The organism is Nocardiopsis terrae (genome assembly GCF_014651695.1).
GTDB lineage: Bacteria > Actinomycetota > Actinomycetes > Streptosporangiales > Streptosporangiaceae > Nocardiopsis > Nocardiopsis terrae.
The window spans coordinates 241,205-267,437 of the sequence record NZ_BMXJ01000006.1; the positions used below are offsets into that span (position 1 = coordinate 241,205).

General features: G+C 70.1%; 22 protein-coding genes. 12 read left to right on the forward strand and 10 right to left on the reverse strand.

From position 1 onward, the window contains the following. Positions 1-274 precede the first annotated feature (274 nt). Together IE195_RS18215 and IE195_RS18220 are read left to right on the forward strand one after the other, a co-directional pair. Complete coding sequence (locus IE195_RS18215; RefSeq protein ID WP_191273059.1) at positions 275-2,332, forward strand: SpoIIE family protein phosphatase; 2,058 nt, start codon at positions 275-277, stop codon at positions 2,330-2,332. Positions 2,333-2,526: 194 nt separating this feature from the next. Beyond that, on the forward strand, positions 2,527-4,173 hold the full coding sequence (locus IE195_RS18220) for an RNA polymerase sigma factor (protein ID WP_191273061.1): 1,647 nt from the start codon (positions 2,527-2,529) through the stop codon (positions 4,171-4,173). A gap of 352 nt (positions 4,174-4,525) precedes the next feature. Here IE195_RS18220 and yaaA read toward each other — a convergent pair whose 3' ends face one another. Continuing rightward, on the reverse strand, positions 4,526-5,320 hold the full coding sequence (gene yaaA, locus IE195_RS18225; protein ID WP_191273064.1) for a peroxide stress protein YaaA: 795 nt from the start codon (positions 5,318-5,320) through the stop codon (positions 4,526-4,528). A 194-nt stretch (positions 5,321-5,514) separates the two neighbouring features. On the opposite strand from yaaA, the gene IE195_RS18230 reads away from it, so the two are divergent. Then, on the forward strand, positions 5,515-6,207 hold the full coding sequence (locus tag IE195_RS18230; protein ID WP_191273066.1) for a GNAT family N-acetyltransferase: 693 nt from the start codon (positions 5,515-5,517) through the stop codon (positions 6,205-6,207). A 131-nt stretch (positions 6,208-6,338) separates the two neighbouring features. On the opposite strand, the gene IE195_RS18235 is transcribed toward IE195_RS18230, so the two are convergent. Continuing rightward, on the reverse strand, positions 6,339-6,545 hold the full coding sequence (locus IE195_RS18235) for a DUF7455 domain-containing protein (protein ID WP_191273068.1): 207 nt from the start codon (positions 6,543-6,545) through the stop codon (positions 6,339-6,341). Positions 6,546-7,020: 475 nt separating this feature from the next. Here IE195_RS18235 and IE195_RS18240 point away from each other — a divergent pair, with 475 nt between their 5' ends. Beyond that, positions 7,021-9,126: a DNA gyrase/topoisomerase IV subunit B gene (locus IE195_RS18240; RefSeq protein WP_191273070.1), complete on the forward strand. Its 2,106-nt coding sequence runs from the start codon at positions 7,021-7,023 to the stop codon at positions 9,124-9,126. Positions 9,127-9,199: 73 nt separating this feature from the next. Here the strand turns inward: IE195_RS18240 and cds1 are convergent, their stop codons facing one another. The 5 genes from cds1 to IE195_RS18265 form a co-directional block, all read right to left on the reverse strand. Continuing rightward, the gene (gene cds1 / locus IE195_RS18245) at positions 9,200-10,336 is read right to left on the reverse strand and encodes an L-cysteine desulfhydrase Cds1 (RefSeq protein ID WP_191273072.1); all 1,137 of its coding nucleotides are present in this window, start codon (positions 10,334-10,336) and stop codon (positions 9,200-9,202) included. Between the two features lie 48 nt (positions 10,337-10,384). Beyond that, positions 10,385-10,711, reverse strand: a complete 327-nt coding sequence (locus IE195_RS18250; RefSeq protein ID WP_191273074.1) for a tetratricopeptide repeat protein — start codon at positions 10,709-10,711, stop codon at positions 10,385-10,387. Positions 10,712-10,779: 68 nt separating this feature from the next. Next, positions 10,780-11,310 (reverse strand): beta-class carbonic anhydrase, encoded by a 531-nt coding sequence (locus IE195_RS18255; protein ID WP_191273076.1) that lies wholly within the window; start codon positions 11,308-11,310, stop codon positions 10,780-10,782. Between the two features lie 88 nt (positions 11,311-11,398). Next, complete coding sequence (locus IE195_RS18260; protein ID WP_191273078.1) at positions 11,399-13,894, reverse strand: DNA gyrase/topoisomerase IV subunit A; 2,496 nt, start codon at positions 13,892-13,894, stop codon at positions 11,399-11,401. A 214-nt stretch (positions 13,895-14,108) separates the two neighbouring features. After that, positions 14,109-16,973: a glycosyl hydrolase gene (locus IE195_RS18265; RefSeq protein ID WP_191273080.1), complete on the reverse strand. Its 2,865-nt coding sequence runs from the start codon at positions 16,971-16,973 to the stop codon at positions 14,109-14,111. Between the two features lie 319 nt (positions 16,974-17,292). On the opposite strand from IE195_RS18265, the gene IE195_RS18270 reads away from it, so the two are divergent. From IE195_RS18270 to IE195_RS18290, 5 genes are all read left to right on the forward strand, one after another. After that, positions 17,293-17,499, forward strand: coding sequence for a hypothetical protein (locus IE195_RS18270; RefSeq protein WP_191273082.1), 207 nt, complete (start codon positions 17,293-17,295; stop codon positions 17,497-17,499). A 6-nt stretch (positions 17,500-17,505) separates the two neighbouring features. Then, positions 17,506-18,060, forward strand: a complete 555-nt coding sequence (locus IE195_RS18275) for a DUF6879 family protein (protein ID WP_191273084.1) — start codon at positions 17,506-17,508, stop codon at positions 18,058-18,060. Next, on the forward strand, positions 18,061-18,903 hold the full coding sequence (locus tag IE195_RS18280) for a helix-turn-helix domain-containing protein (protein WP_191273086.1): 843 nt from the start codon (positions 18,061-18,063) through the stop codon (positions 18,901-18,903). It begins immediately after the preceding gene. 145 nt (positions 18,904-19,048) lie between these two features. Next, complete coding sequence (locus IE195_RS18285; RefSeq protein ID WP_191273772.1) at positions 19,049-19,189, forward strand: hypothetical protein; 141 nt, start codon at positions 19,049-19,051, stop codon at positions 19,187-19,189. Continuing rightward, the gene (locus IE195_RS18290; RefSeq protein ID WP_191273088.1) at positions 19,189-20,334 is read left to right on the forward strand and encodes a methyltransferase domain-containing protein; all 1,146 of its coding nucleotides are present in this window, start codon (positions 19,189-19,191) and stop codon (positions 20,332-20,334) included. Before IE195_RS18285 ends, IE195_RS18290 begins: the two co-directional genes overlap by 1 nt. A gap of 23 nt (positions 20,335-20,357) precedes the next feature. Here IE195_RS18290 and IE195_RS18295 read toward each other — a convergent pair whose 3' ends face one another. Together IE195_RS18295 and IE195_RS18300 are read right to left on the reverse strand one after the other, a co-directional pair. Continuing rightward, positions 20,358-20,705: a hypothetical protein gene (locus IE195_RS18295; RefSeq protein WP_191273090.1), complete on the reverse strand. Its 348-nt coding sequence runs from the start codon at positions 20,703-20,705 to the stop codon at positions 20,358-20,360. Between the two features lie 102 nt (positions 20,706-20,807). Then, a complete protein-coding gene (locus IE195_RS18300) occupies positions 20,808-21,374 on the reverse strand; it encodes an ATP-binding protein (RefSeq protein ID WP_191273092.1) in 567 nt (188 codons plus the stop codon). A gap of 239 nt (positions 21,375-21,613) precedes the next feature. Between IE195_RS18300 and IE195_RS18305 the strand changes: the two genes are divergently transcribed. From IE195_RS18305 to IE195_RS18315, 3 genes are all read left to right on the forward strand, one after another. Beyond that, positions 21,614-22,474 carry a helix-turn-helix domain-containing protein gene (locus IE195_RS18305; RefSeq protein WP_191273094.1) on the forward strand — a complete coding sequence of 287 codons (861 nt, stop codon included), beginning with the start codon at positions 21,614-21,616 and terminating at the stop codon, positions 22,472-22,474. Next, positions 22,474-22,716, forward strand: coding sequence for a DUF397 domain-containing protein (locus IE195_RS18310; RefSeq protein WP_191273096.1), 243 nt, complete (start codon positions 22,474-22,476; stop codon positions 22,714-22,716). The genes IE195_RS18305 and IE195_RS18310 overlap by 1 nt, the downstream gene beginning before the upstream one ends. Before the next feature lie 161 nt (positions 22,717-22,877). Next, positions 22,878-25,076, forward strand: a complete 2,199-nt coding sequence (locus IE195_RS18315) for a RecQ family ATP-dependent DNA helicase (protein WP_225942360.1) — start codon at positions 22,878-22,880, stop codon at positions 25,074-25,076. A gap of 97 nt (positions 25,077-25,173) precedes the next feature. Here IE195_RS18315 and IE195_RS18320 read toward each other — a convergent pair whose 3' ends face one another. Then, a complete protein-coding gene (locus IE195_RS18320) occupies positions 25,174-26,109 on the reverse strand; it encodes a carbohydrate kinase family protein (protein ID WP_191273721.1) in 936 nt (311 codons plus the stop codon). Positions 26,110-26,233 lie beyond the last annotated feature (124 nt).

The following is a 26,233-nucleotide window of genomic DNA, read 5'->3' on the forward strand; positions in this document are numbered from 1 at the left end:
ACCTTCCGTGTCCGCGGCGGCCCCTCCGCCACGGCGGCCGTTGCGTGTGGACGGCTGTGTCTTATGCTTGAGCCGTGACAGCGGCCGAGAGGAGTCATGGAGCGTGACTCCTGGGGCCGCGGAGCCCCCGACCGGAATCGGCGCCGCGCACCCCGCGCCACAGTGCCGCCGCGAACGGGTGGCGGGCACGGTGGCAGGGACCCCCGCGCGGTCCACGAACAACCCCGACGAAAACACGGCTGGGGAATCCGAAGGTTCCGGAGGTGTCGAGCAGTTGAGCGCCGAGACGTCCATTCCCCCACCCCGGATCAGCGTGGCGGAACTGCCTGACGCGGTGAAATCCCTTCTCACCGACGCGCCCATCGGATTCGCGCTGCTGGGACCCGACGACGTCTTCGTTTCGATCAACCCCCGGCTGGCCACCGTCTTCGGCAGCACCCCCGCCCGCTGCCTGGGCCGCACGCCCGCCCAGGCCCTGGCCGAGGCCGGTGACGAGGCCGGGGCCCGTGCCCAACGAACCTCCGTGGCCCGGGTGCGCGAGAGCGGGCACGCGGTGCGCGACCGCCACCGCGCCTCCTCCGGGCAGGCCTGGGACCTCACCTGGTTTCCGGTCAACGACCCCGCCAACGGCGACGAGCACATCGCCCTCATCGCCGCCCGGGACCACGAGGACGCCGACTCCCGACGCCAGGAGCAGCGCCTGCGCGCCCTGCTCCAGACGGGCAACCAGATCGTCTGGTCGGCGGGCCCGGGCGGCGACGTGCGCGAGGACTGCCCCCAGTGGCGGGCCGTGACCGGTCAGAGCCCGGACGACTACCTGGGCCGGGGCTGGCTCGACGCCCTCCACCCCGACGACCGCAACCGGGTGGAGCGCGCCTGGGACGACGCCGTCCTGGACGTCACCCCCTTCGACACGATGTTCCGTGTGCGCACCCGCGCGGGCGGCTACGTCCACTACCGGGCCCGGGCGAACCCGGTCATGGACGGCGCCGAGACCGCCGAGTGGGTCGGCACCCTGGCCGACATCACCACCGAGCGCGAGGCGGACGAACTGCGCCAGCGCCTCAACCAGCAGCTCAGCGAGGCGGCGATGCGTACCGCCCGCCTGCAGAAGGCCACCTCGGACCTGGCCGAGGCCCTCACCGCGGACGAGGTCGTCCAGGCCATGTCCGAGATCGGGCGTTCCGGTGTGGGCGCCGACCACACCTCCGTCGCCCTCCTGGACCGGGACCGGCTGCGCCTGCGGATGCTCTCCGCGGACGGTTGCGTGGGCCTGCCCGAACGCGGGTTCGCGCTGGACTACCCCGACGTCGCGGCCAGGGCCGTCGCCGACCGGGCGCCGCGGCTGGCGGCCAGCCCGGCCGAGCTGGGCGAACTCATGGAGCACGCGCCCGAGGTGGAGAGCCTGGTCGAGCGGACCGGGGAACGCGCCTGGGTGGCGCTGCCGATGATGGCGGCGGGCCGCCCGATCGGGGCCCTGCGCTTCTCCTTCGACGCCCAGCGGGAGGTCACCGACGAGGAGCGGGTGTTCCTGGAGGCGCTCGCCGGACAGTGCGCCCTGGCCATCGGCCGGGCGATCGTCTACGAACGCGAACACGGAACCGCCGAGGAGCTCCAGCGCAGCCTGCTGCCCGAGGAGCTGCCCGAGGTGCGCGGGGTGCGCCTGGCCGCCTACTACCGGTCGGGTTCCCAGCACGTGCAGGTCGGCGGGGACTGGTACGACGCCTTCCCGCTGCCCGACGGCCGCGTCGCCGGGGTGCTCGGCGACGTCATGGGCAAGGGCATCCCGGCGGCGGCGGGAATGAGCCGGATCCGCAACGCGTTGAGGGCACTGGCGTTCTCCATGCCCGAACCAGCCGACGTGTTGACCGGACTCGACCGCATGTTCACGGCCACGGAGGGAATGGACCAGGTAACAACGCTGGTCTACTTCGTTCTGGACCCCGTCACCGGACAACTCGACCTCAGCAACGCGGGCCACCTCCCGCCGCTGGTGGTCGCCGGCAACGCGGGGCCCTCGCTGCTCGACACCGAACCGGACACACCGCTCGGGGTCAGCTCCACGAGAGGTCACCACAAATTCTTCGTACAACCCGGTAACACTGTCGCTCTCTACTCCGATGGACTGGTTGAGAACCGCAAACGTTCGGTCGACGCAGGTCTCGACGAGTTGCTCCGGAGAGCGTCCCAGGCCCAGCCCGAAGTGGTGGGCGATCCACAGCAGATGCTGGAGTACCTTGTGGAGAGCATGCTCGAAGGGTATGAGCAGGACGATGACGTCACTCTGCTCGCCGTTCAGCTTCCGGTGATCGATTCCGGGTCGGAGCGGTAGACCGTACGAACAAGTCCATTGCCTTGCCTACAGTGAAGAAGCCGCCGTGCCCCGCGAAGACGGGGGTGACCCCGGCTTCCCCGCCCAGTGGGGACGATCCCAGGCCGCAGGTGGGAGAGGGTGCAGTGCCCGGTCCCGCGTCAGCGGGCCAACGGGTCCGACAATCTCGCCACACGTCCGTTCGAGAGGTGTTTGTGTCATCTGCCAGTTCGACTCGCTCGAAGCAGTCCGAGTCACTGCAAGAGCCCGTCATTCAGCAGCTGATCGAGCGTGGGCGGTCCCAGGGCTTTCTTGAGCCCGAGGACGTGCGCCGTGCCTTCGAAGAGGCCGAAATCCCGATGTCGCAGGCGCAGTCCGTGCTCCGAAGCCTCGCCAAGGAGGGCGTGACCGTACTCGTTCCGGAGTCGGCCTCCTCGCGGCGCAAGACCACACGGCGCAAGACGGCCGCTCCTCGGTCCAGCACCACGACCCGCTCGACCACGAGCCGGGCCGCCAAGCCCGCCCGTGCGGCGGCTGCCCAGGAACAGCCGGAGACGGTCACCGCCGTCGTCGACTCCTCCGAGGGCACCGCCGCCAAGAAGCCCGCGGCCAAGAAGACGGCGACCGCGAAGAAGGCGGCCGCTCCCAAGAAGACCGCGGCGGCCAAGACCACCGCCAAGGCCCCGGCCAAGAAGACGACGGCCAAGAAGACGGCGAAGAAGGACCTCGAACTAGCTTCGGGTTCGGGCGAGTTCGTCGAGGAGGGGCTGGACGACGACCTCGAACACACCGGTGCCGAGCTGGAGCTGGTCGAGGACGCCGACGCCCCGGCCAAGCCCGCCAAGCCCGAGACCGTCGGTGCCCCGGTCAAGCCGAGCAAGGACGACGACTCCTTCGTCCTGTACGACGATGACGACGACGCCCCCGCCGCACAGGTGGTCGCGGCCGGTGCCACCGCGGACCCGGTCAAGGACTACCTGAAGCAGATCGGCAAGGTGCCGCTCCTCAACGCCGAGCAGGAGGTCGAGCTCGCCAAGCGGATCGAGGCCGGCCTGTTCGCCGAGGAGAAGCTCTCAGAGGAGGGCGAGGTCCTCACCTTCGAGCTCCGTGACGAACTGGAGTGGATCGCCGAGGACGGCGGCCGCGCCAAGAAGCACCTGCTCGAGGCCAACCTGCGCCTGGTCGTGTCCCTGGCCAAGCGCTACACCGGCCGCGGCATGCTGTTCCTGGACCTGATCCAGGAGGGCAACCTCGGTCTGATCCGCGCGGTGGAGAAGTTCGACTACACCAAGGGCTTCAAGTTCTCCACGTACGCCACGTGGTGGATCCGCCAGGCGATCACCAGGGCGATGGCCGACCAGGCCCGCACCATCCGTATCCCGGTGCACATGGTCGAGGTCATCAACAAGCTGGCCCGCGTCCAGCGCCAGATGCTCCAGGACCTGGGCCGTGAGCCCACCCCGGAGGAGCTGGCCAAGGAACTCGACATGACCCCTGAGAAGGTCGTCGAGGTGCAGAAGTACGGCCGTGAGCCGATCTCCCTGCACACTCCGCTGGGCGAGGACGGCGACAGCGAGTTCGGTGACCTCATCGAGGACTCCGAGGCGATCCAGCCGGGCGAGGCGGTCAGCTTCACCCTGCTCCAGGAGCAGCTGCACTCGGTGCTCGACACCCTGTCCGAGCGCGAGGCCGGCGTCGTCTCGATGCGCTTCGGTCTGACCGACGGTCAGCCGAAGACTTTAGACGAGATCGGCAAGGTCTACGGGGTCACCCGAGAGCGCATCCGGCAGATCGAGAGCAAGACGATGTCGAAGCTCCGTCACCCCTCGCGCTCGCAGGTGCTCCGCGACTACCTGGACTAGTCAGCCGGTCCGGGTGAAGACCCACGTTTCAGGCTGAGACGACGAAAGCGAACAGGCGCGCTCTCCCGGGCTCCGGGAAGGCGCGCCTGTCGTGTTCGGTGCCCTGGTCCGCTCACGGGCGTGGCGACCCCCGCGTGTCCCTCGCGTGACTTCAGGCACTTCACTGTCCCCGCACGGAGTCCGATCTCCATCCGATGCCGCCCATGCTGCCGCACGCCCTGTAGGTGTGGCATAAAGTCGCCCTGATCCGGTTTCCTGCGCTGATCACCCCGTCCGGAGCGCGCGCCCGGCGACGGGCGCTTTCGACGGCCTGGCAGCGGCCGGGGAGGGGCGAGGGGGACGCTTCACGCGGTCAGTCGCGGACGATCACGTCCATCGCGCGGGCGGTCCCCGGCCTGGCCGCGGGCGGCAGTTCCACGGTGTGCCCGAGGTCCTGCAGCGCCGAGACCAGCTCCTGTGGTGTGCGGGCCTGGACGTTCTCGCTGACCAGGGCACGGGCGACGTCGCCCCGGGTGGCCTTGGCCATGTGGCTGACCACGGAACGCCTGGTCACCCCGTCCACCTCGCGCTCGCGCAGCACACGTACCGCCACGGTCCGCTCGGCCGCCTCCCCGGCGGGCTTGAAGGCCGCGGCGTAGGCCGCCGAGCGGCAGTCCACGAGCAGGCGTCCCTCCGTGAGCTCGCCGAGCGGCCCGGCCAGCGCCCTGCGCCAGTACGCGCCCAGGCCGCCCAGCGGCGGTAGCTTCACGCCCATGGCCAGCCGGTAGGGCGGCAGCCGGTCGGCGGGGCCCACCACGCCCCACAGGCCGGAGAACACCAGGATCCGGTCCCGGACGAGGGCGTCGTCCCCGTCGAGCAGCCCGGACAGGCCGAGACGGTCGTAGAGCACACCCGTGTAGAGCTCGGCGGCGCGCAGCGTGGGCGCGGTGGCCGCGTCCAGGTTGCGTTTGAGGGCGTCGCTCTGGGACACCGACAGGCCGAGGACCTCGCGTGCGGTGTCCTCGGGGCCCGAGCAGAGTTCGGCCAGCGCGGCCATGACCCGCTCCCGTGCCGGGGCCAGCTCGGGCAGGGTCAGCGCGCCCTGGTCCAGACGGGGCCCGTCACCGGAGGCGGCCTTGCCCTCGGAGGGCGGGAGCAGGATGAACATCTGAGGATTCTCCAGGTCGTGCGCGGTGCGGGGCCGAGCCCATGTTAGGCCGTCGCGCGGCGGGGCGTGCTCCTGCCGGACGCCTTCCGGGGTGCGGGGTGCCGGGTCGGGCGGGTGCGGGGGGAGGCGACCCGGTGCCCGCCCGGACGGATAGGATCTGCGGCCTTCGACCGCAGGACAGTGAGGAAACGAACATGCACGCATGGGCGGAGCGGGTGTCACGGGACTGGCCCGCGTTCCACACCCGCACGCGGGGCGGCTGGCGCTTCGGCCTGGCCGACGGGATCACCAAGCGGGCCAACTGCGCCCTGGTGCGGGATCCGGGAGCCGACGTCGAGGAGGTCACCCGGTTCTACCGTGCGTACGGGCTGCGGCCCTGCGCGCAGGTGTGGCCGGGGGAGGAGGAGGTGGACGCGCGGTTGGCCGAGCACGGTTACGCGGTGGTGGAACCGACCCTGGTACTGGCCAGAGAGCTGCGGGAACGCCCCCGGGGTCCGGGGGCGACCGGGATCTCGGACTCCCCCACGGAGCGCTGGACGGAGCTCTTCTCCCAGACGGGCGTGAGTGCGGACCACGCCGAGGGCGTCGTGCGCATCCTGAGCCGGGTGGACGCCGTCTACGGGGTCCACGGAGACGGGGACGGCCGGGGCTGCGCGGTACTGGACGGGGAGTCGGTGGCGATCTGCGCGATGGTCACCGCGCGGGCCGCCCGCGGGCGCGGTGTGGCCGGGGCGGTGCTGGCCGACCTGCTGGTCCGGGCGTACGACAGGGGTGCTCGCCGGGCCTACCTGTGTGTGGTCGCCGACAACGAACCCGCTCTGCGGCTGTACCGGGGCGCGGGGTTCGCGGAGGTCTCGCGCTACCACAACCGGGTGCTGGCCGACTGAGACCCGTCCTCCGGCCCGGTCGCGGGCCGGAGGCGTCGGCCACGGGTCCCGACAACGAGGACGGCGGCCCCCGTTCTCCGGGGGCCGCCGTCGACGTTTCGTGGTCGTTGTGGCTAACGCTCTACCGCGCGCTACTTGCTCTCGTTGAGCTTGTCCGTCTCGTCCTGGATGTCCGAGGCGATCTTGCGGATTGAGTCGTCATGCTTGCGCATGTGGTGTGCGCAGAACAGGAGTTCGCCGCCGGATTCGAACAACACTCGGACGTACGCCGGTGCACCACAGCGGTCGCAGCGGTCAGCAGCCGTCAGCGGCTGAGTGGGGGCAAGGGTTCCAGTCACTTCGCCATCCTCAATACTCGGCGTTAGTCACCTCTGACAACATCTAACCCGACCCAGACGTTCCCAACCGGACCCCGTGTACGCCGACAGCGGAATCCGCCCGATTCATGCCTGGGTGTAGCGCTATGGCACCTTTCTTGTCGGAGACCGTCCCTACTCCTTGTTGTACCCCTGGGTGAGGCACGGCTATCCCCGGAAAACGGGAGTATCCAGGTCGCATCCACCGGAGGTGGTAGTCTCGCGCGGGGCAGGCCCGTCCGACCCCGCGTCGGCCCGTGGAGCCCGTCACAGCGGCCCCGGCGACGACGCCGGCGCCCCGAATCCGGGGGACACGACTCCGCCCACACACGGTCCTGCCACGACGGAGCCCCCGGCTCGTCGTAGCCTGGCCCCCTCAACAGTCGGTGCGGCGCGGTACGAAGGGCACGCACCGCACAGCGCCCCGATTGCCCCTCAAGACGCAGGAGATGTCCGAGTGACCGCCTTGACCGCAGCCGTCCACGATCCCGAGGATTACTCCGCCCGGCACCTGTCGGTCCTCGAGGGCCTCGAGGCGGTGCGCAAACGGCCGGGCATGTACATCGGCTCCACCGACAGTCGTGGCCTCACCCACTGCATGTGGGAAATCATCGACAACTCCGTGGACGAGGCCCTCGGCGGCCACTGCGGGCGCATCGACGTGACCCTGCACAGCGACGGCTCCGTCGCCGTCAGCGACGATGGCCGCGGTATCCCCGTCGACATAGAACCCAAGTCCGGCCTGTCCGGTGTCGAACTGGTCATGACCAAGCTCCACGCGGGCGGCAAGTTCGGCTCCGGGTCCTACACCGCGTCCGGCGGTCTCCACGGCGTCGGCGCCTCCGTCGTCAACGCCCTGTCCGCCCGGGTCGACGTCGAGGTCGACCGCCAGGGCAGCACCCACGCGCTGAGCTTCCGGCGCGGCATCGCCGGGCGTTTCGCCGGAGCCGGACCCGACGCCGAGTTCACCCCGGTCTCCGGGCTCGAACAGACCCGCAAGATCGCCAAGAAGATCACCGGCACCCGGATCCGCTTCTGGCCGGACCGGCAGATCTTCCTCAAGGACGCCGAGATCACCCGGGAGAACCTGCTCGACCGGGCCCGCCAGACCGCCTTCCTCATCCCCGGGCTGACCATCGCGGTGCGCGACGAGCGCGCCGAGGGCGAGCCCGCCTACACCGAGGAGTTCCGCTTCGACGGCGGGATCAGCGAGTTCTGCACCTTCCTGGCCCCGGACGAGGCGATCAGCGACGTCCTGCGGATCCAGGGCTCGGGCAACTTCACCGAGACCGTCCCGGTCCTGGACGAGTCCGGCCACATGGTCCCCGCCGACGTCGACCGCCGCCTGGACGTGGACGTGGCCCTGCGCTGGGGCGCCGGCTACGACACCACCGTGCGCTCCTTCGTCAACGTGATCGCCACCCCCAAGGGCGGCACCCACATCAACGGCTTCGAGCGCGCCCTGGTCCGGGTCGTCAACGACCAGTTGCGTGCCACCAAGCTGCTCAGGAACAACGACGACCCGGTCACCAAGGACGACACCCAGGAGGGGCTGACCGCGGTCGTCACCGTGCGCCTGCCCGAGCCGCAGTTCGAGGGGCAGACCAAGGAGATCCTCGGCACCTCCGCGGCCTCCCGTATCGTCTCCCAGGTGGTCGGCAGGGAACTGCGCGAGTTCCTCGCCTCCACGAAGAAGGCGGAGAAGGCCAAGGCGCGCAGCGTCATGGAGAAGGTCGTGGGTGCGGCCAAGGCCCGTCTGGCCGCCCGCCAGCAGCGCGAGACCCAGCGCCGCAAGAACGCCCTGGAGAGCTCGGCCCTGCCCGCCAAGCTGGTGGACTGCCGCAGCGAGGGGCTCGAGCACAGCGAACTCTTCATCGTGGAGGGTGACTCCGCGCTGGGCACCGCCAAGCTCGCCCGCGACTCCGAGTTCCAGGCCCTCCTGCCCATCCGGGGCAAGATCCTCAACGTGCAGAAGTCCTCGGTCGCGGACATGCTCAAGAACGCCGAGTGCGCGGCGATCCTCCAGGTCATCGGGGCCGGCTCGGGTCGGACCTTCGACCTGGACGCCGCCCGCTACGGCCGTGTCATCCTGATGGCCGACGCCGACGTCGACGGCGCGCACATCCGCTGCCTGCTGCTCACCCTCATCTACCGGTACATGCGGCCGATGCTGGAGGCCGGGCGCGTGTACGCGGCCGTCCCGCCGCTGCACCGCATCGAGCTGACCAACGTCCGGCGCAAGCGCGGGGCCAAGCCGGAGGACCGCTACATCTACACCTACTCCGACGCCGAGCTCTCACGCACCCTGCTGGACCTGGAGAAGCGCAAGATCTCCTGGAAGGAGCCGGTGCAGCGGTACAAGGGCCTGGGTGAGATGGACGCCGACCAGCTCGCCGAGACGACCATGGACCCGCGCCACCGCACCCTGCGCCGCATTCGGGTGGAGCAGGCGGAGGAGGCCGCCTCCGTGTTCAACCTGCTGATGGGCAACGAGGTGGCCCCGCGTCGCAGGTTCATCCAGGAGGGCGCGCAGGAGCTCGACCTGGAACGCATCGACGCCTGACCCGGGCACACGGGGGCCGCACCGTCCGACGGTGCGGCCCCCGTTGTCGTTCCGAGCCCCGGCCCGCTCCCGTTCAGGGCGCCTGCGGCGGCTCCCAGACACCGTCGGCGAAGAACCGGTCGACGGCGGCCCGGTACGGCGTGGGGTCCAGACCCCGCTCCGAGACCCAGGAGTCGTTGTAGTAGCTGTGCTGGTAGCGTTCGCCGCCGTCACAGATCAGGGTGACCACACTGCCCCTGCGTCCCTCCCGGAGCATCCTGGCGACCAGGTGCCACACCCCCCACAGGTTGGTGCCGGTCGACCCGCCCGCGGACCGGCCGGTGAGGTCGTGCAGGTGGCGCATCGCGGCGATGCTCGCGGCGTCGGGGACCGGCATCATCAGGTCGATCACCGAGGGCACGAAACTCGGCTCCATCCGCGGACGTCCGATGCCCTCGATCCGGGACGGCATACCGGTCGCGTAGTCCGGGGCACCGGTCACCCAGCCGGGGAAGAACGCGGAGTTCTCCGGATCCACCACGGCCAGGCGCGTGTGCAGGCGCCGGTAGCGCAGGTAGCGCCCGATGGTCGCCGAGGTGCCGCCCGTTCCCGCGCCCACCACGATCCAGTCCGGGCAGGGGTGGCGCTCCATCGCGAGCTGCTCGAAGATCGACTCGGCGATGTTGTTGTTGCCCCGCCAGTCCGTGGCCCGCTCGGCGTAGGTGAACTGGTCCATGTAGTGGCCGCCGGTCTCCGCGGCCAGGCGCTCGGCCTCGCTGTACATCTCCGGGGGGTTGTCCACGAAGTGGCAGCGGCCGCCGTACCGCTCGATCAGGGCGATCTTCTCCGGGCTGGTCCTGCGCGGCACCACGGTGATGAAGTCCAGCCCGACCAGCTGCGCGAAGTAGGCCTCCGAGACCGCGGTGGAGCCGGAACTGGCCTCCACGATCGTGGTGCCCTCGGTGATCCACCCGTTGGCCAGGCCGTAGAGGAACAGCGACCGGGCCAACCTGTGCTTGAGGCTGCCGGTGGGGTGCACCGACTCGTCCTTCAGGTACAGGTCGATGCCCCACTCCGGGGGCAGCGGGAACACGTGCAGGTGGGTGTCGGCCGAACGCGTGTCGTCCGCGACCACCTTGCGCACGGCCTCGTCGGCCCAGGAACGGGCGCTGTCCGAACATCGGTCGACCCAGGCCTCGCCCGGGTCCTGTCTGTCAGGTGTGGAAGCCATGCTCAGAAGGCTAGCCGGGTCCGGCCCCGCCGGTGCCGCGCACCCGGTTCAATCCAGGGACCCGCCGGACATCACCGCGTGCATGCGCCGGTAGGTGGCCGCCTCCCCGTGGCGGCTCTGCCTCTCCAGCGTGCGTGCGAGCGCGATGTGCGCCCAGTTGTCCACCGGGTCCAGTTCGATCAGCCTGCGGAAGGTCGACTCGGCCTTGTTGAGCTGGGCGGAGTGGAAGTAGGCGCGGCCCAGCAGCTCCAGGATGGAACGGCTGTCCGGTTCGTCCTCCACAGCGGGTTCGAGGGTCCGGGCGGCGTAGATCGGGTCGCCCAGTTCCAGGAACATGCGGGCCCGGTTGAAGGTGTCGTAGGTGCTCTCTTCCACGGTGCTCCTCTCGGCGGCCGCCTGCCGTTGCGGATGACAACGGCCGCCGGAGCGAGCGCATTCCCGCCTCAGAGGTCGACCGGGTCCACCCTCCCGCTGTCCACGTCGTAGAGCGCACCGGCCACCGGGAGCCCCTGGGGGAGCAGGGGGTGGTGCCGGATCCGCTCCAGGTCGTGCCGGAGCGCGCCCAACTGGTCGTTGTCGGTGTGGAACTCCAGGCTGCGGGTGTCCACCCCGTGCTCCTCCAGGATGAGGTCGTGCACGGCGTCGTCGCTGGCCACCGAGGCCATCTTGCAGCGAGTGTGCGGGAGGACCAGCACCCGGTCCACCCCCAGCAGGTACACCGCCAGGACGAGGGTCCGCAGGGTGTCGTCGGTGACCCGGGCGCCCGCGTTGCGCAGGATCTTCGCGTCACCGGGCTCCAGGCCCAGCATGTCGAGCGGTTCGATCCTGGAGTCCATACAGGTCACCAGGGCCAGACCGCGGGCCGCCAGCGGTTTGAGGCCGGCGAGTGAGAACTCTTCGGCGTAGGCGGCGTTGGCGCCGAAAACATCGTCGAACGTCCCCGGGGCAGGGGTGGTGTCCTGGTCTTCACTCACTTGGTGTCACTCCCTATGCGTCATCGGTGCACGCCGGTGCCGTGCACACAGGTAAGCACACCCGTGTGCACGGCACGTTGCGTCAAGCTCAGGTGTTCGCTCCGGGCGCGGTGATCCCGGAGTCGGTCTGGCCGCTACCGACCGTGGTGATGGCACGCGGCAGAGCCTCGCCGGAACCGTCCCTGCGCTCGGTCAGGTCCGGCAGCCGGACCGGCTTGCCGTCGGCCCGGGAGGCCCGGGCCGGTGCGCGTCCCACCCATGCGAACAGCAGGGTGTCCTCGCCCTTCAGGTAGCGGTGGCAGCGTACACCGCCGGTCGCCCGGCCCTTCGAGGGGTAGGCCTCGAAGGGGGTCACCTTGGCGGATCCGGGCTGGGTGCCCTCCAGGGCGTTGCTGCTGCCGGAGACGGTCACCACGACCGAGTCCTCCGGGCTGGGCACCGCGCCGAACCACAGGACGCGGGCCTCCTCGGACAGGCGGACGCCGGCCACACCCCCTGCCTGTCGGCCCTGCGGACGGGCGGTGGCCGCCGAGAAGCGCAGTAGTTGCGCCTCGGAGGTGATGAAGACGAGGTCCTCCTCACCCGTGGAGAGCTGGGTGAGGCCGACGACGCGGTCGTCGTCCTTGAGCGTGATGATCTCGAAGTCGTCCTTGTTGGGCGGGAAGTCCGGCGCGACGCGCTTGACCACACCGCCGGCGGTGCCCACGGCGAAGCCGGGGCCGGAGTTGTTCATCGACACCACCGACACGACCCGCTCGCCCTCGTCGAGCTGCACGAACTCGCCGACGTCCAGACCGGCTGCCAGGGGTGGGCGCTCGGGTTCGCCCTCGCCCTGCTCGGGCAGCTCCGGGAGTTCCACTACGGGGACGCGGATCATCCGCCCCAGGTCGGTGACGAAGCCGATGTCGGACCGGGACGTGGTCGGGACCGAAACCTCGATCGCGTCGTGCGGAGCCCGCAGCCCCTCGTACACGCGCGGCGGCGCCGCCCCCTTGGTCCGGGCGATGTGGCCGTCCACACCGAACAGGACGTGGCAGGGCTGGTCGGCCATCTCCAGCGGGATCACCGCGGCGCGGGCCGCGCCGTCGCTCTCGCGCAGCTGGGTGCGGCGCGGGGTCGCGAACTTCTTGGAGACGTCGTTCAGCTCCTTGGAGACGACGCGGCGCAGCTTCTTGTCCGACTCCAGGATCGAGGTGAGCTCCTCGATCTCCTGGTTGAGCCTGTCCCGCTCGGTCTCCAGCTCCAGCCGGTCGAACCGGGTGAGGCGGCGCAGCGGGGTGTCGAGGATGTAGCGCGCCTGGATCTCGGACAGGTCGTAGGCGCCCATGAGGGACTCACGGGCCGCCGCGGTGTCGTCGGCCTCGCGGATGAGCGCGATCACCCGGTCGATGTCGAGCAGGGCGACGAGCAGGCCGCCGACCAGGTGCAGGCGCTCCTGGCGCTTCTTGCGGCGGTGCTCGCTGCGGCGGCGGACCACGTCGAGGCGGTGGTCGACGTAGACCTCCAGCAGCTCGCGCAGTCCCAGCGTCTGGGGCTGGCCGTTGACCAGCGCCACGTTGTTGATGCCGAAGGACTCCTCCATCGGCGTGAGCCGGTAGAGCTCCTCCAGGACCGCCTCGGGGTTGAAGCCGTTCTTGAGCTCGATGACCAGGCGCAGGCCCTGGTTGCGGTCGGTCAGGTCCTTCAGGTCCGAGATGCCCTGGAGCTTCTTGGACTGCACCAGCTCCTTGATCCGGCTGACGACCTTCTCCGGGCCGACGCTGTAGGGCAGCTCGGTGATGACCAGGCCGGTGCGGCGCGCGGACACCTTCTCGATGGAGACGGTGGCGCGGGTCTTGAAGGTGCCGCGGCCCTTGCGGTAGGCGTCGCGGACCCCGTCCAGACCGACGATGGTGCCGCCGGTGGGCAGGTCGGGGCCGGGGACGAACTCGGTGAGCTCCTCCAGGGTGGCGTCGGGGTGGGCGATCAGGTGGCGGGCCGCCGCGATGACCTCGCCCAGGTTGTGCGGGGCCATGTTGGTGGCCATGCCCACGGCGATGCCTGAGGCGCCGTTGACCAGGAGGTTGGGGAAGGAAGCGGGCAGGACCTCCGGCTCGGTCTCCTGGCCGTCGTAGTTCGGCCTGAAGTCGACGACGTCCTCGTCGATGGACGAGACCAGCAGTTCGGCGGCGCTGTCCAGCCGGGCCTCGGTGTAGCGCATGGCCGCGGGGGCGTCGTCGCCGCCCAGCGAACCGAAGTTGCCGTGGCCGTCGACCAGGGGCACGCGCATGGCGAAGGACTGGCTGAGGCGCACCAGGGCGTCGTAGATGGCTGAGTCGCCGTGGGGGTGGAGCCGACCCATCACCTCCCCGACGACACGGGCGCACTTGACGTGCCCGCGGTCGGGCCGCAGGCCCATTTCGTTCATCTGGTACAGGATGCGCCGTTGGACCGGTTTCATACCGTCGCGCGCGTCGGGTAGCGCGCGTTGGTAGATCACCGAGTACGCGTACTCCAGGAAGCTGCCGCGCATCTCCTCGGAGACGTCGATGTCGATGATCTTTTCGGCGAGATCCTCGGGGGGACGGGAAGTAGTACGGGCCATGTCCGTAATTCTGGCCTGTTCCGGGGACTGAAACGTACGGGGACGGGGGTCCGGGCGTGTGTGAGTCGTGCGACTGGGGGGGTTTCGCCCGTTCACGAAGGGGTTCTCCGCCCCGGAGGACGGGTCCGGGAGGGGGAACTTCCGGGCGGGGGCGGGCCGCCGTGGAGCGGTCCGCCCCCGCTGCGGGCGTTCGGCGCCGGTACGGCGCCCGCGGTCAGTCGGTGAAGGGAATGCCCAGGGTGGCGCCCTGGCCGCCGCCGATGCGGATCTCGGAGTCCTGGCCGCCGAGAGCGCTCCAGACCTCCAGGCGCACCGATCCGCCCTCCAGGTCGGCGAACTGGCCGTCACCGGAGCTCAGACCCTGGCTCTCGGTGTAGACCTCCCAACCGGGCAGGTCGTTGGTGGGGAAGTAGTGGTGGGTCTCCTCCCGGTCGTGGCTGCCGTCACCGTCGAAGTCGTAGGAGACGCGCACCTGCACGGCGTTGCCGACGCCGTTGCCGGAGTCCACCGGCAGGGCGAAGGAGGTGTCGCCGCCGGTGAAGGAGCCGTTCAGGTCCTTCAGCTCGAGCACCACTGCGTCCGCGGGCGGGGTGCCGTCCTGGTTCCGGCCGCCGGCGTCCGGCACGGTGACCGAGCCCTCCGCGCTGTCCGGTTCGGTGGTGAGCGCGTCGGCGCCCAGGTGCAGGGTGCCCTCTCCCACGTTGCCCTCGCCGGGGTCCGGGCCGGGGTCCCCGTCGCCGGGGTCGCCCCCGCCGCCCTCACCCGCGGTGGAACCGAGCGCGCCCGGTGCGACCCGGAGCGTGGTGCCGTCGGAGAAGGTCACGGTCAGCGGGTCGGAGCCCGGGTTGAAGGCCGTGTAGGAGCGTTCGCTGCCGTTGTCGAACACGGCGTAGTGGGCGGTGTCCGCGGTGACGGAGACGTCCACGTTGCCGACCTCGGCGAGCGTGGACACCCACTGGTAGGTGTGCGGCTTGGATTCACCCGCCTCGGGCTCGTAGGTCTGCCACTGCTCCTCGAACATCCTCAGGGCGTCCTCGCCGTCGGAGAGTGCGCGGTGCGCCCAGTGGATGTCCCGCCAGATCTCGGGTTCGCGGCCGAGCTTGTCCACGAGCGACTCGTGGACGGCGCCGGCGTGCTCGGGGTCGTGGCCCAGGTACAGCGAGCCCGCGGTGATGGGCAGGTAGTTGATGCCGTAGTGCTCCTCGTGGCCGCCGTCCCACCAGATCCGGTAGTCTCCGCCGTCGCCCCACACCATGCCGACGACGTCCTCGTCGAAGTCCTCGGGGAAGGTGTCGCCGCCCTGGTTCTGCCAGTAGCGGGCGATGGTGGAGGCCTGGGTGGTGTGCAGGTAGACGCCCAGGTCGCGCAGCTCCTCGTCACCGGTCAGGGCCCCGAAGGTCGCGGTGGCGGCGGCGAAGTGCATGCCCTCGGAGGAGGACTCCTGGTTGTTGCCCGCGGCGAACCCGGCGTGGCCGGAGGCCCAGCCGTGCCCGGCGTAGGGGGAGAAGGAGCGCAGTCGGGGGAACATGTCGCTGTCGGGGTCGGTCCCGGCCACGTCGTCGATGAGCAGGCGGATCATGCCGCCCCAGGCGTCCTCGTCGGCCCAGTCGCGGTCGTAGCGGGCGACCACGGCGGCGGCGGAGACGAAGTACCCGTAGTGGAAGTCGTGGTCGTTGATCTCGGTTGCGGCCCCGAAGCTGTCCGGGAAGCCGAGCATCGTGCCCCAGGTCTGGTCGTGGTGGAAGCGGCGGGTCCCGTCCGCCGTCAGCCAGCCCTCCAGGCGCCCCTTGACCAGGGCGAGGAGTTCGTCGCGCGCCTCGGTGTGCCCGATCGAGTCGGCGATGGGGACGAGCTGTGCCAGGCGGCCCATGGCCTTGCCGTCCCAGTAGGTGTCGCCGGGTTCGGGGAAGAGCTCCTCCTCGGCGAGCACCTCGTCGATCAGGGTGGCCAGCCGGTCGTGGTCGGCGCTGTCGACGGTGGGCAGGCTGGGCATGATGCCCTGGGTGGTGAGCTCGGTGGTGAAGGTGGCGCCCTCGGAAACCCGCATCTCTCCCCGGGGGGAGGCGTAGGACAGGTCGGTGAGGTCACCGGTGACGTGTTCCCACTGGTGCGGGTAGAGCGCGGTGAGCGTGCCCGTCTCCGCGCCCTCCCTGGCCTCGGTCTCCAACCGGTAGGTGCTGGTGAGGGTGGCCGCGGACTCGTCGTAGTCGTACTCCACGAGGGAGTCGGTGACGAAGGAGTGTGCGTAGGGGGCGAAGGCGTCCAGGTCCTCGGGCGAGGGCAGGGCGGCCACCGAGTAGTACCCCTCGTCCCCGGTGTCGGCGGTGAGGGTGTCGCCGGACAGGGACCAGGGGGCGTCGGAGGGGGCGAACAGGGCGTAGTGCCTGCCGTTCACGGTGGCGCCGACGGTGGATCCGTCCTGGTGCCAGACCTCGGGGGTGCCGGTGAAGGTCACCTCGGCGTCGCCGCCCGCGGTCTCGGCGTAGGCGAAGGGCAGGCCCTGGCCGATGGTGGCGCGCAGGGTCGATCCGCCGCCCTCCCAGTGCGCGGTGACGGTCCAGTCGCCGCTGTCGGCGGTGCGGGTGTCGGGTGACTCCAGCCCGGTGACGCCGAGCGAGAGGTCGGCTACGGCGGTGTACTCGTACTTGAGGCCCTCGCCCACGAGCTGGTGGGAGTCGGGGTAGCCCATGTTGAGTCCGCCCTCGTGGGGGAGGTAGCTCAACGGGTGGGCGAACAGGTTCTCGCCGTGGGGGTTGTCGGGGTAGCGCTGGAAGATCAGGGAGGACCACCACTCGTTGGTGGGGGCCGGGCCCTCGAAGTCGTCGGTCACCTTGGGGGCGACCGGGTTGCCGTTGAGGTCGGAGGGGCCCGAGGCCCCCCCGGGGAGGGCGGTCGTGTAACCGCCCGAGCCGACGGGTACCTGGGCCGTCTCGGCCGAGACGGGTGCGGCACCGCCGGTTCCGGCGCCGGTGACGGCAAGGGTGGCGCCGCCGACCACGAGCGCCGAGGCGGTGGCGAGCAGGCCGAGCCTGCTGCGCGGCCCCGGGCGTGCGGGGTGGCGGTAGCGGGGGTGTGCCATCGTGTGCCTTTCGTGCTTCTCGATGGGACGCGGACCCAGCGGGAGCGCTCCCATGGGACGTGAGCCCTGACGCTGAGTGTTGGGGCGGCTTCGCCGGAGCGCAATGGCACCTAACTGGAAAGTTTCTATTCTGTTACTAGGGTGAACTTGTGGGGGAATGTGGAACCGGGTTCCGTTGTGTGTCGCTTTTGGGCTCTGCGGTCTGGGCCGTTGGCCGCCCTGGCCAGCTTCGGACACGAATAGCAGTTGTCTTGATGCGCTCTGTCGTCAACCATGGATCTGTGATGAATATCCGTGACTAGCCGAGAGGCTTGATGCCATGCGCCTGGAGTTCCTGGGTACTGACAGCCGAGTAGGTAAGTGCCCGACTCTCTACCGGACCGACCGAGGCACCATCGTGGTTCAGGGGTACAGGGTCACCGACCCCGAAGCCCTCGCCGACCTGCGTGACCTGGCCGAGGACGAGACCGTGGTGGAGATCCCCGAGAAGCTCCTCCGCTTCGCAAAAAGCAAGAACGAGGAGTAGGTAGGCGTGACGAGGCTCATCACTGACGAGGAGTTCGCGCAGCAGTTCCTCGACTTCGAGCACACCACCTGGAAGCTGGAAGTTCGGGACCGGTACAACGTTTCCGGCGAACAGGAAGAGTTCGACTACTGGCTGCGCACCGGCGACACCTCCCTCGAAGAGAAGTACGCCCGAACCTCCACCTGGCACCGCAACGTTCGCCGGGCCCGTGAGGCCGGGAAGCTCTGGCAGCGGGTCCGCGTGGTCAGCGAACCGCTGAGCGACTACATCCGTTGGGAGCACGCCGCCACTCAGTTCAACCAGGAGGCCGGGGAGGACATCCGTTGGCTTCCCCGCCACCATCCGTCGGTCGAGCGGCTGCCGCAGCGCGACTTCTGGCTCTTCGACAGCCGTTGGGTCTGCGTCCTGCACTTCGACGAGGACGACGTCCCCTACGAGTACGAGGTCATCGACGACCCGGCAACCGTCGCCCAGCACTGCCAGTGGCGTGACATCGCCTGGCACTACGCCGTCCCCCACCGTGACTACGACCCCGTGTCCAGGAAGCGGTTTACTGCTTAGGTGTCCTACTCCCTCGAACGTGCCCGCCACGAGATCGGGCGAAGTCTGCGCGAGCTGCGCACCGGTGCGGGCCTGACCGGTGCGCAGCTCGCGGAGTTGGTGGGCTGGAGCCAGCCGAAGGTCTCCCGGTTGGAGACCGGCCGCCAGACCCCCACCAGCGCGGACGTACAGGCATGGGCTGGCGCGTGCGGCCGGGAAAGGGCTGCCGAGGAGATCGTGGACCGGCTCCGCGTCCTGGAGTCGATGTACGTCGAGTGGCGGCTCCAGGAGCGTTCGGGCATGCAGGGCCCACAGAACGAGGTCCTCGGCAGGGACTCCGAGGCGCGGGAGCGCAGGGTCTACGAGTGCACGGTCATACCGGGGATCCTGCAAACGGAACCGTACATCCGGGCGGTGCTCGACCGGTACGCGAGCTTTCGCGGGGTGTCCATCGGTGTGGACGAAGCGGTCCGCAAACGCCTCCAACGCCAGGAGACTCTCTACAGCAGGCGCAAACGGTTCCGCTTTCTCCTCACCGAAGGTGTGCTCCACACCCGCTACACCGACCGTGACGCCATGGTGGAGCAGCTCGACCGGCTCACCTCGGTTTCCGCGCTCTCCAATGTCTCCCTGGGCATCATCCCGTTCGACCAGCGTGTGGTCTTCGACCCGGGGCACGGCTTCTGGATTCACGACGACCGGCTCGTCACCGTCGAGACCCTGTCGGCGGAGTTGCGCCTCACCCACCCCAGTGAGGTCGAGCAGTACGTCCGGGCCTTTGACCTGTGCGCGCGGGCGGCCAGGTACGGGCAGGAGGCCCGCTCCCTGATCCTGCGTGCGATCGACGCCCTGAACGGAGAATAGGCAGGCGTATTCACGTCTATTCATCCCCGTCCACCAGGCACCGTCCCCTACCGCATAGCTGCGCATTCCGCTTTCACTCCTCTTGGCCGCTCCCTAATCTGGCTCTGCGAACACAAGCGATCACCTCCCACCTCTGGAGCGGCCCGTGTTCATCACCGCCACCCTGTACGGCAAACACGACGACAACTCCACCGCAGACGGACACAAGCCCGACCGGCCCGTCCCTCCGCCCACCCCCGACGACGGAGGTTCCGGCGGGGGCAAGCACGAGAGGGACGGCAAGTAGTGATTCCGTCCCACGAGAAGCTGGTCGCCCGCCTCGTGCAGGCGGGCGACCTGCCCCAGCACTGGCGGGCCGCGTTCGAACAGGTGGAGCGGCACCGCTTCCTCCCCGACCAGATCACCGACGCTGACGGGGCCACCGTCGACCGGACCCGTGAGGCGGACCGCTGGCTCACCCTGGCCTACGACGACATCCCGGTCGTCACCCAACTCGACGACGGCACCGGAGACGGTTCCGGGTACCCGACCAGCTCCGCCTCCCAGCCCTCGATCGTCGCCGACATGCTCCGCCGCCTGGACGTGTTCCCCGGGATGCGGGCCCTGGAGGTCGGCACCGGAACCGGGTACAACGCGGCGCTGTTGTCGCACCTGCTCGGTGACGACTCCGTGACCAGCATCGAGGTGGACCCGGAGCTGGCTGAGCAGGCCCGGGTCAGCTTGATGTCGGCCGGGTTCGCGCCCCTGGTGGTCACCGGGGACGGCACCCAGGGCTGGCCCGCCCGAGCCCCCTTCGACCGGGTGATCAGCACCGCCGCCGTGCAGCGGGTTCCCTACCACTGGATCGCCCAGACCCGGCCCGGCGGCAGGATCCTCACCCCCTGGGGCAACGCCTTCCACAACGGGGTCCTGGCCGACCTCCAGGTCGGACCGCACGGCACCGCGCAGGGGCGCTTCGGCGGTGACGCGGCCTTCATGTGGGTGCGCGACCAGCGCGTGCCCAGGCGGGTGGTCGAAACTCACGTCCGCCCCCGGGAACAGGAGTTCACCACCGCCCGAACGAAGCTGCACCCCTATGAGCCGGTCGGGGACTTCGAGGCGAGCTTCGCCATCGGGTTGCGTATGCCCACCGTGCTGAACCGGGTCGAGTTCCCCGACGAGGACGAGCAGCGGTTCACGGTGTTCCTGGTCGACCCCGGCACCGCCTCCTGGGCGTCCTGGCACATCGACCAGAGCCCGGGGGTCTCCGACCACGAGGTCCGCCAGCACGGTCCCCGGGCCCTGTTCGCCGAACTGGAGGCAGCCTATGAGTGGTGGCAGCGGAGCGGCCGGCCCGAGCACACCCGCTTCGGCCTGACCGTGTCCGCCGACCGCCAACAGATCTGGCTGGACCACGAGGCGAACACCGTCACCCCGGACCGAGCCGCCTGACGGTCCGGGCCGGTCCGCCGGTATCACCAGAGTTCGCGCACCGGTGGGAAGAGGCGGTCCAGGGTCGCGGCGTCGGGAACCTCGGCCAGGCCGGTGGAGGAGGCGACCCAGTAGGAGCCCGTTCGTTCCCCGTACCAGATGATCAGGTGCGGGTTGCGGGCCTGCACGGCGGCGGCGAGGGTGTGCTCGTTGCGGTACTCGGCCAGGTGCCCGCCCAGGCGGGGCAGCCGTTCGGCGCGGCGTCGGCGGCAGGAGGGGTGCGAGCACGAGGGGCAGGCCGGGCCGACGAGCGGGGTGCGGCGGGGCAGTGCCGGGCGGGTGCGGTACAGCGGGTCGCTGGAAGGTCGGGGCGCGGGGATAGGATGCGTCATCGATCCTGCTTTCTGACTATGCGAGGTCTGGAATTCGGGGTTGTTGGGGCCCGGGAAGCGTTGCCGCGCTTTCCTGGGCCCTTCTTTCGTTTCGGAGTGCTGCTAGCGGGCCAGTTCCGGCCAGGCGCTGTCCTTCAGGTCGTAGGCGAGGAAGAACCAGACCGCGCGGTGTGCGGGGCGGCCGTTGTCTCCCCAGTCGGTGGCCAGGGCGTCCACCAAGGCCAACCCGCGCCCGGCCTCGGCGCTGGGGTCGAGCCCGCCGGGGTCGGGGGTCAGGTAGTGGCGGTCGTGCAGGCCCGTGGTGGTGTCGTTGGCGATGCCGTCGTCGCGGCAGGTGAGGCGGAGTCCGTCGCGCTTGCGCTCGCAGAGCAGGGTGTAGCTACGCCCGGGGAGTCCCGACCGTGAGTGTGTGAGCGCGTTGCTGGCGAGTTCGGAGCCGATGAGGGTGAACAGGTAGCGGTAGTCGGTGCTCTGCTCGGCCGCGCAGGTGTCCAGGAAGGCCCGCACGAGGGGGAGGAGGAGCGGGGAGGCACCGAAGTCGTAGCGGCGGGAGGAGTAGTAGGGGCGGTCGGGGCGGCCGTTGAAGTAGTGGCGGTAGGCGTGCGGCACCAGCTCGTGGAGGGCGATGGTCACTTCGGCCATCGGGGGTACGGGGGCGAGTGCGGGCATGACGAACAGAGCTCCTTACGCAGGCGGAAGCAGTAGATGGTTCGGGGGAGTGCCCGCTGGGTCGGTGACCTTCACGTTTTCCCAGGCAGGGGGAGGGGCACGGCGTAGCCTGAGCACCAGAGGTCCTGCCAACTGTGAGTGAGGCCCCGGTCACTGGCTACACATTCATCATGCAACTCGATATTGTCGAGAGTCAAGCTATTCAGGAAAATGTCGAGTTCTTTGGCTAGACTTGCCCCATGCGCATCCCTTACAGCCCCACCCTCAGGCTCCGCCTGCTCGTCTCCGAGCTCAAGCAGGGCCGCGAACGCTCCAAGCTGACGGTCTCCCAAGCAGGCAAAGCACTGGGGTGGACAGCATCCAAGATCAGTAAGATCGAGACCACCGAGACTCGTCGCATCACCACCGGTGACCTGGACAAGCTCATGGATCTCTACAAGATCAACGACCCCTCCAAGCGCCTGGCCATGCACGCTCTGGCACGTGACGCCAAGGAGCGGGGCTGGTGGTCGAAGTACCGCGAGGTCTTCGGGGAACAAGCACTACCGGACTTCGAGGCGGAGGCCTCAGTCATCCGCAGCTTCGAGGGCCTGGTCATCCCCGGGCTGCTCCAGACACCGGAGTACGCCCAAGCCCTGTTCCAGGGTGGGCGCTACACCGATGCCGAGGACATCGCCCACCGCGTGGACGCCCGCATGAAGCGGCGTGAGATCCTGTCCCGGATCAACCCCGTCCACTTTCGAGTGGTCATGGACGAAGCAGCTCTGCGGCGCTTGATCGGCAACGCTTCGATCATGGTGCAGCAGCTACGGCATCTTCTCGACATGGCGAAGATGCCCAACGTGGACGTACAGGTACTTCCGTTCGCCGCAGGCTCTCATGCTGCCCTGGTTGCACCGTTCAGCATCCTGGAGTTTCCCGAACACCTCGCCTTGCCCATCGTCCATGTAGACACTGTGACCGATTCAGTATTCTTCGAGCAGCCCAAGGATGTCGCACGCTACAGCGCCACGTTCGGTGACATCCAAGGAACCGCACTGAGCACCACCCAGAGCGCCCGGTTCATCGCCGATGTGCTCGAATCCCTAGAGAGCGACTGATGAGCAACGAGCTGGTTTTCCGTAAGAGCAGCTACAGCGGACAAGCACCGAACTGCGTCGAGGTCGCCCACTTCCCCAGCAGCTTCCGGAAGAGCAGCTACAGCGGCGTCAACGGAGATTGCGTCGAGGTCACTGACCTCCCCTGCGGTACCGCTGTCCGGGACTCGAAGAACCCCGCCAAGGGTCACTTCCCCTTCCCCGCCGCCGAGTGGACCGCCTTCCTCTCCACCGCCCGCGCCTGACCGCTCCTCCGGCTTCCGGCGCCCCGCCCCGAATCCGTACGGTCCGGGGCGCCGCTGCTTGTCGAGCCCCGGACCCGGTGGAGACGGCCTTGCGCCAGCGCGGGTCCGGGAGCCTGTGGACAACCGCACCGACCCCCGCCGCCTCTGGTACCAAGGAAGTCATGGCCACTCCCACCCCGCCCGGCGCTCCCGTCCCGGACACAGAACCCGTCACCGACCCCGCGGACCACCGTCCCGGCGGCGCCCTGCGCGAACGCGCCGAGGAACACCTGCGCGCCCTCGCCGGGGACTCCGCACGCCTGCGCGAGGACCAGTGGACCGCCATCCGCGCCCTGGTCGAGGACCGGCGGCGCGCACTGGTCGTGCAGCGCACCGGCTGGGGCAAGTCGGCGGTGTACTTCGTGGCCACCGCCCTGCGCCGGGCCGAGGGCGCGGGCCCCACCGTCATCGTCTCCCCGCTGCTGGCGCTGATGCGCAACCAGATCGCCGCCGCGGAGCGGGCCGGCATCCGTGCCCGCACCATCAACAGCTCCAACACCACCGCCTGGGAGGCCACCTACGCCGAGGTCGCCCAGGGGCGGGTGGACGTGCTCCTGGTCAGCCCCGAACGGCTCAACAACCCGGAGTTCCGCGACCGGGTCCTGCCCGAACTCGCCGCCGGGGCGGGCCTGGTCGTCGTCGACGAGGCGCACTGCGTCTCCGACTGGGGCCACGACTTCCGCCCCGACTACCGGCGGATCCGCTCCCTGCTGCACGACCTGCCCGACGGGGTGCCGGTCCTGGCCACCACCGCCACCGCCAACGAGCGCGTCACCCACGACGTCGCGGAACAGCTCCAGGCCGGTGCCGACCGCGCCGACACCCTGGTCCTGCGCGGCAGCCTGGAACGGGAGAGCCTGAGCCTGGCCGTGGCCGAGCTGCCCGACCCCACCGCCCGGCTCAGCTGGCTCGCCGAACACCTGCCCCGGATCCCCGGTTCGGGCATCGTCTACACGCTCACCGTCAGCGCCGCCGTGGAGACCGCCCGCTTCCTCACCGAACAGGGGATGGAGGTGCTGCCCTACACCGGGCAGACCGACCCCGAGGAGCGCAAACGGGCCGAGGACGCCCTGCTGGACAACCGGGTCAAGGCGCTCGTGGCCACCAGCGCCCTCGGCATGGGCTTCGACAAGCCGGACCTGGGATTCGTCGTCCACCTGGGCGCCCCGCAGTCACCGATCTCCTACTACCAGCAGGTCGGCCGTGCGGGCCGCGGCGTCCAGCGGGCCGAGGCCGTGCTCCTGCCGGGCCGTGAGGACGTCCAGATCTGGGAGTACTTCGCCGGGCTGTCCTTCCCGCCCGAGGAAACCGTCCGTCAGACCCTCCAGGTGCTGGCCGAGGCCGACGGGCCCCTGTCCGTCGCCCATCTGGAGACCCGGGTGGACCTGCGCCGCACCCGCCTGGAACAGATGCTCAAGGTACTGGACGTGGACGGGGCGGTGCGCCGGGTACGGGGCGGCTGGACCGCCACCGGCCAGCCCTGGACCTACGATGCGGACCGCTACGCCGCCGTCAGCGCCGCCCGCGAACGCGAACAGCGGGCCATGCTCGACTACATCGCCGCCGACACCTGCCGGATGGAGTTCCTCCGCCGCCAGCTGGACGACCCCGAGGCGGTCGTCTGCGGCCGCTGCGACGTGTGCACCGGCCGGTACTGGCCCACCGAGGTCGACTCCGGGCGGCGCAAGGCCGCCGCCGACCACCTGGACCGGCCCGGCACGCCGATCAGCCCGCGCCGCCAGTGGCCGACCGGCATGGACACCCTCGGGGTGCGCCTGTCCGGCAAGATCCCCGAAGAGCTGAGAGCGGGGGAGGGGCGCGCCCTGGGCCGCCTCACCGATATCGGCTGGGGTACCGAACTGCGCCGGATCCTCGCCGAGGACGCACCCGACGCCCCCGTGGACGAGCGGGTCCTGCAGGGGGTGGTGCGCGTACTCGCCGCCTGGGGCTGGGAGAACCGCCCCGTCGGCGTGGTCGCGATGCCCTCGGCCACCCGCCCGGTCCTGGTCGCCGACCTCGCCGCCCGCATAGCCGAACTGGGGCGGCTGGCCCCGCTCGGATCCCTGTCCTACCGGCGGGGCGGCCCGGGCGCCCGGCGCCACAACAGCGCCATGCGCCTGGAACAGGTGTACTCCGAGCTGGTGGCGGACGAGGCGCTCACCGCGCGCCTCGCGGAGATCCAGGACCGGACCCCGGGGCCGGTCCTGCTGGTGGACGACCAGTCCGACACCGGGTGGAGCCTCACCGTCGGCGCCGCGCTGCTGCGCAGGGCGGGAGCCCCGGAGGTGCTCCCCCTGACCCTGGCGACCTCCGGGGGCTGAGCGGCGCCTTCTTCTGCGGTGATCTTGCTACCAGAGGCAACTGCGGCGCCTGTTTCGCCTCTGGTAGCAAGATCACGGGATTACTCCGAAGCTCCTTCTAGCGGATGCGCTGTCCGCGGGGCGCACCCCGGCGGACGGGCTGGTCCTCACCCAGGTCCGGACGGGCACCCGGCTGGTGCAGCGCACGGGCGGCCAGGTGGCTGGCCCGGCCCAGCGCCTCTTTGGGGTGGCGTCCGGCAAGCCACGAGGGCAGGAAACCGGCGATGAAGGCGTCACCGGCGCCCACCGAACCGGGGGAGGGCTCCACCGGCTCGGCGGGGGCCCTCACGCAGTCCTCGCGCGTCTTGGAGGCCCACAGCCCGCCCTCCTCGCCGAGCTTGATCACGACGTTGGGGAACCAGGCGGTCAGGACCTTCGCCGCGGCCTCCGCGTCATCCCGCCCGGTGAGCACCCGGGCCTGGGCGAGGTTGACGAACAGCAGCCGGGCGCCCTGGGTCCAGTCCAGGAAGTTCTCCGCGCCCGCCCGCTCCAGCGGCGCGTGCGAACCGCCGTCCACCGAGATCGACATCCCGCTCTCCCGCGCCATCCGCAGGGCCACCCGGGCCGCGCGGCGGGAGTCGGAGTTGATCAGCGTGTAGCCGGACACGTGCAGGTGGCCGTCGGCGCCGAAAACGTCGCGGGGCAGGTCCTCGGGCTGGAGGCGGGCGTTGGCGCCGGGGTCGCTGAGCATCGTCCGGTCGCCCCGGTGGGTGATCATCACCACGCAGGTACCGGTGGGGCGTTCGGGGTCCATCACCATGCGCGAGTCCAGGCCGTAGCCCATGAGCTCCATCTCGCGGGTGCGCCCGGTGATGTCGGAGCCGCGGCGGCCGACGAACGTGGTGTCGGTGCCCTCGACGGACAGCCAGGAGGCTATGTTCGCCCCGGACCCCCCGCCGTACATGACCACCGACGCCGGTGTGTCGCTACCGCGGGCCAACGGGTAGAACGCGCGCGCGACGGCGTCGGTCATCAGGTCACCGATCACGACCACTCGAGTCATTTCGCCAGCCACCACCGAGGGTTTGAGAATCTGTGCCCGCACGACGTTAACAGCTTAACGACCAGTGTCGGGTAACGAACTGACAGCACCCCGGACACGCTGTCACACAGGGGCT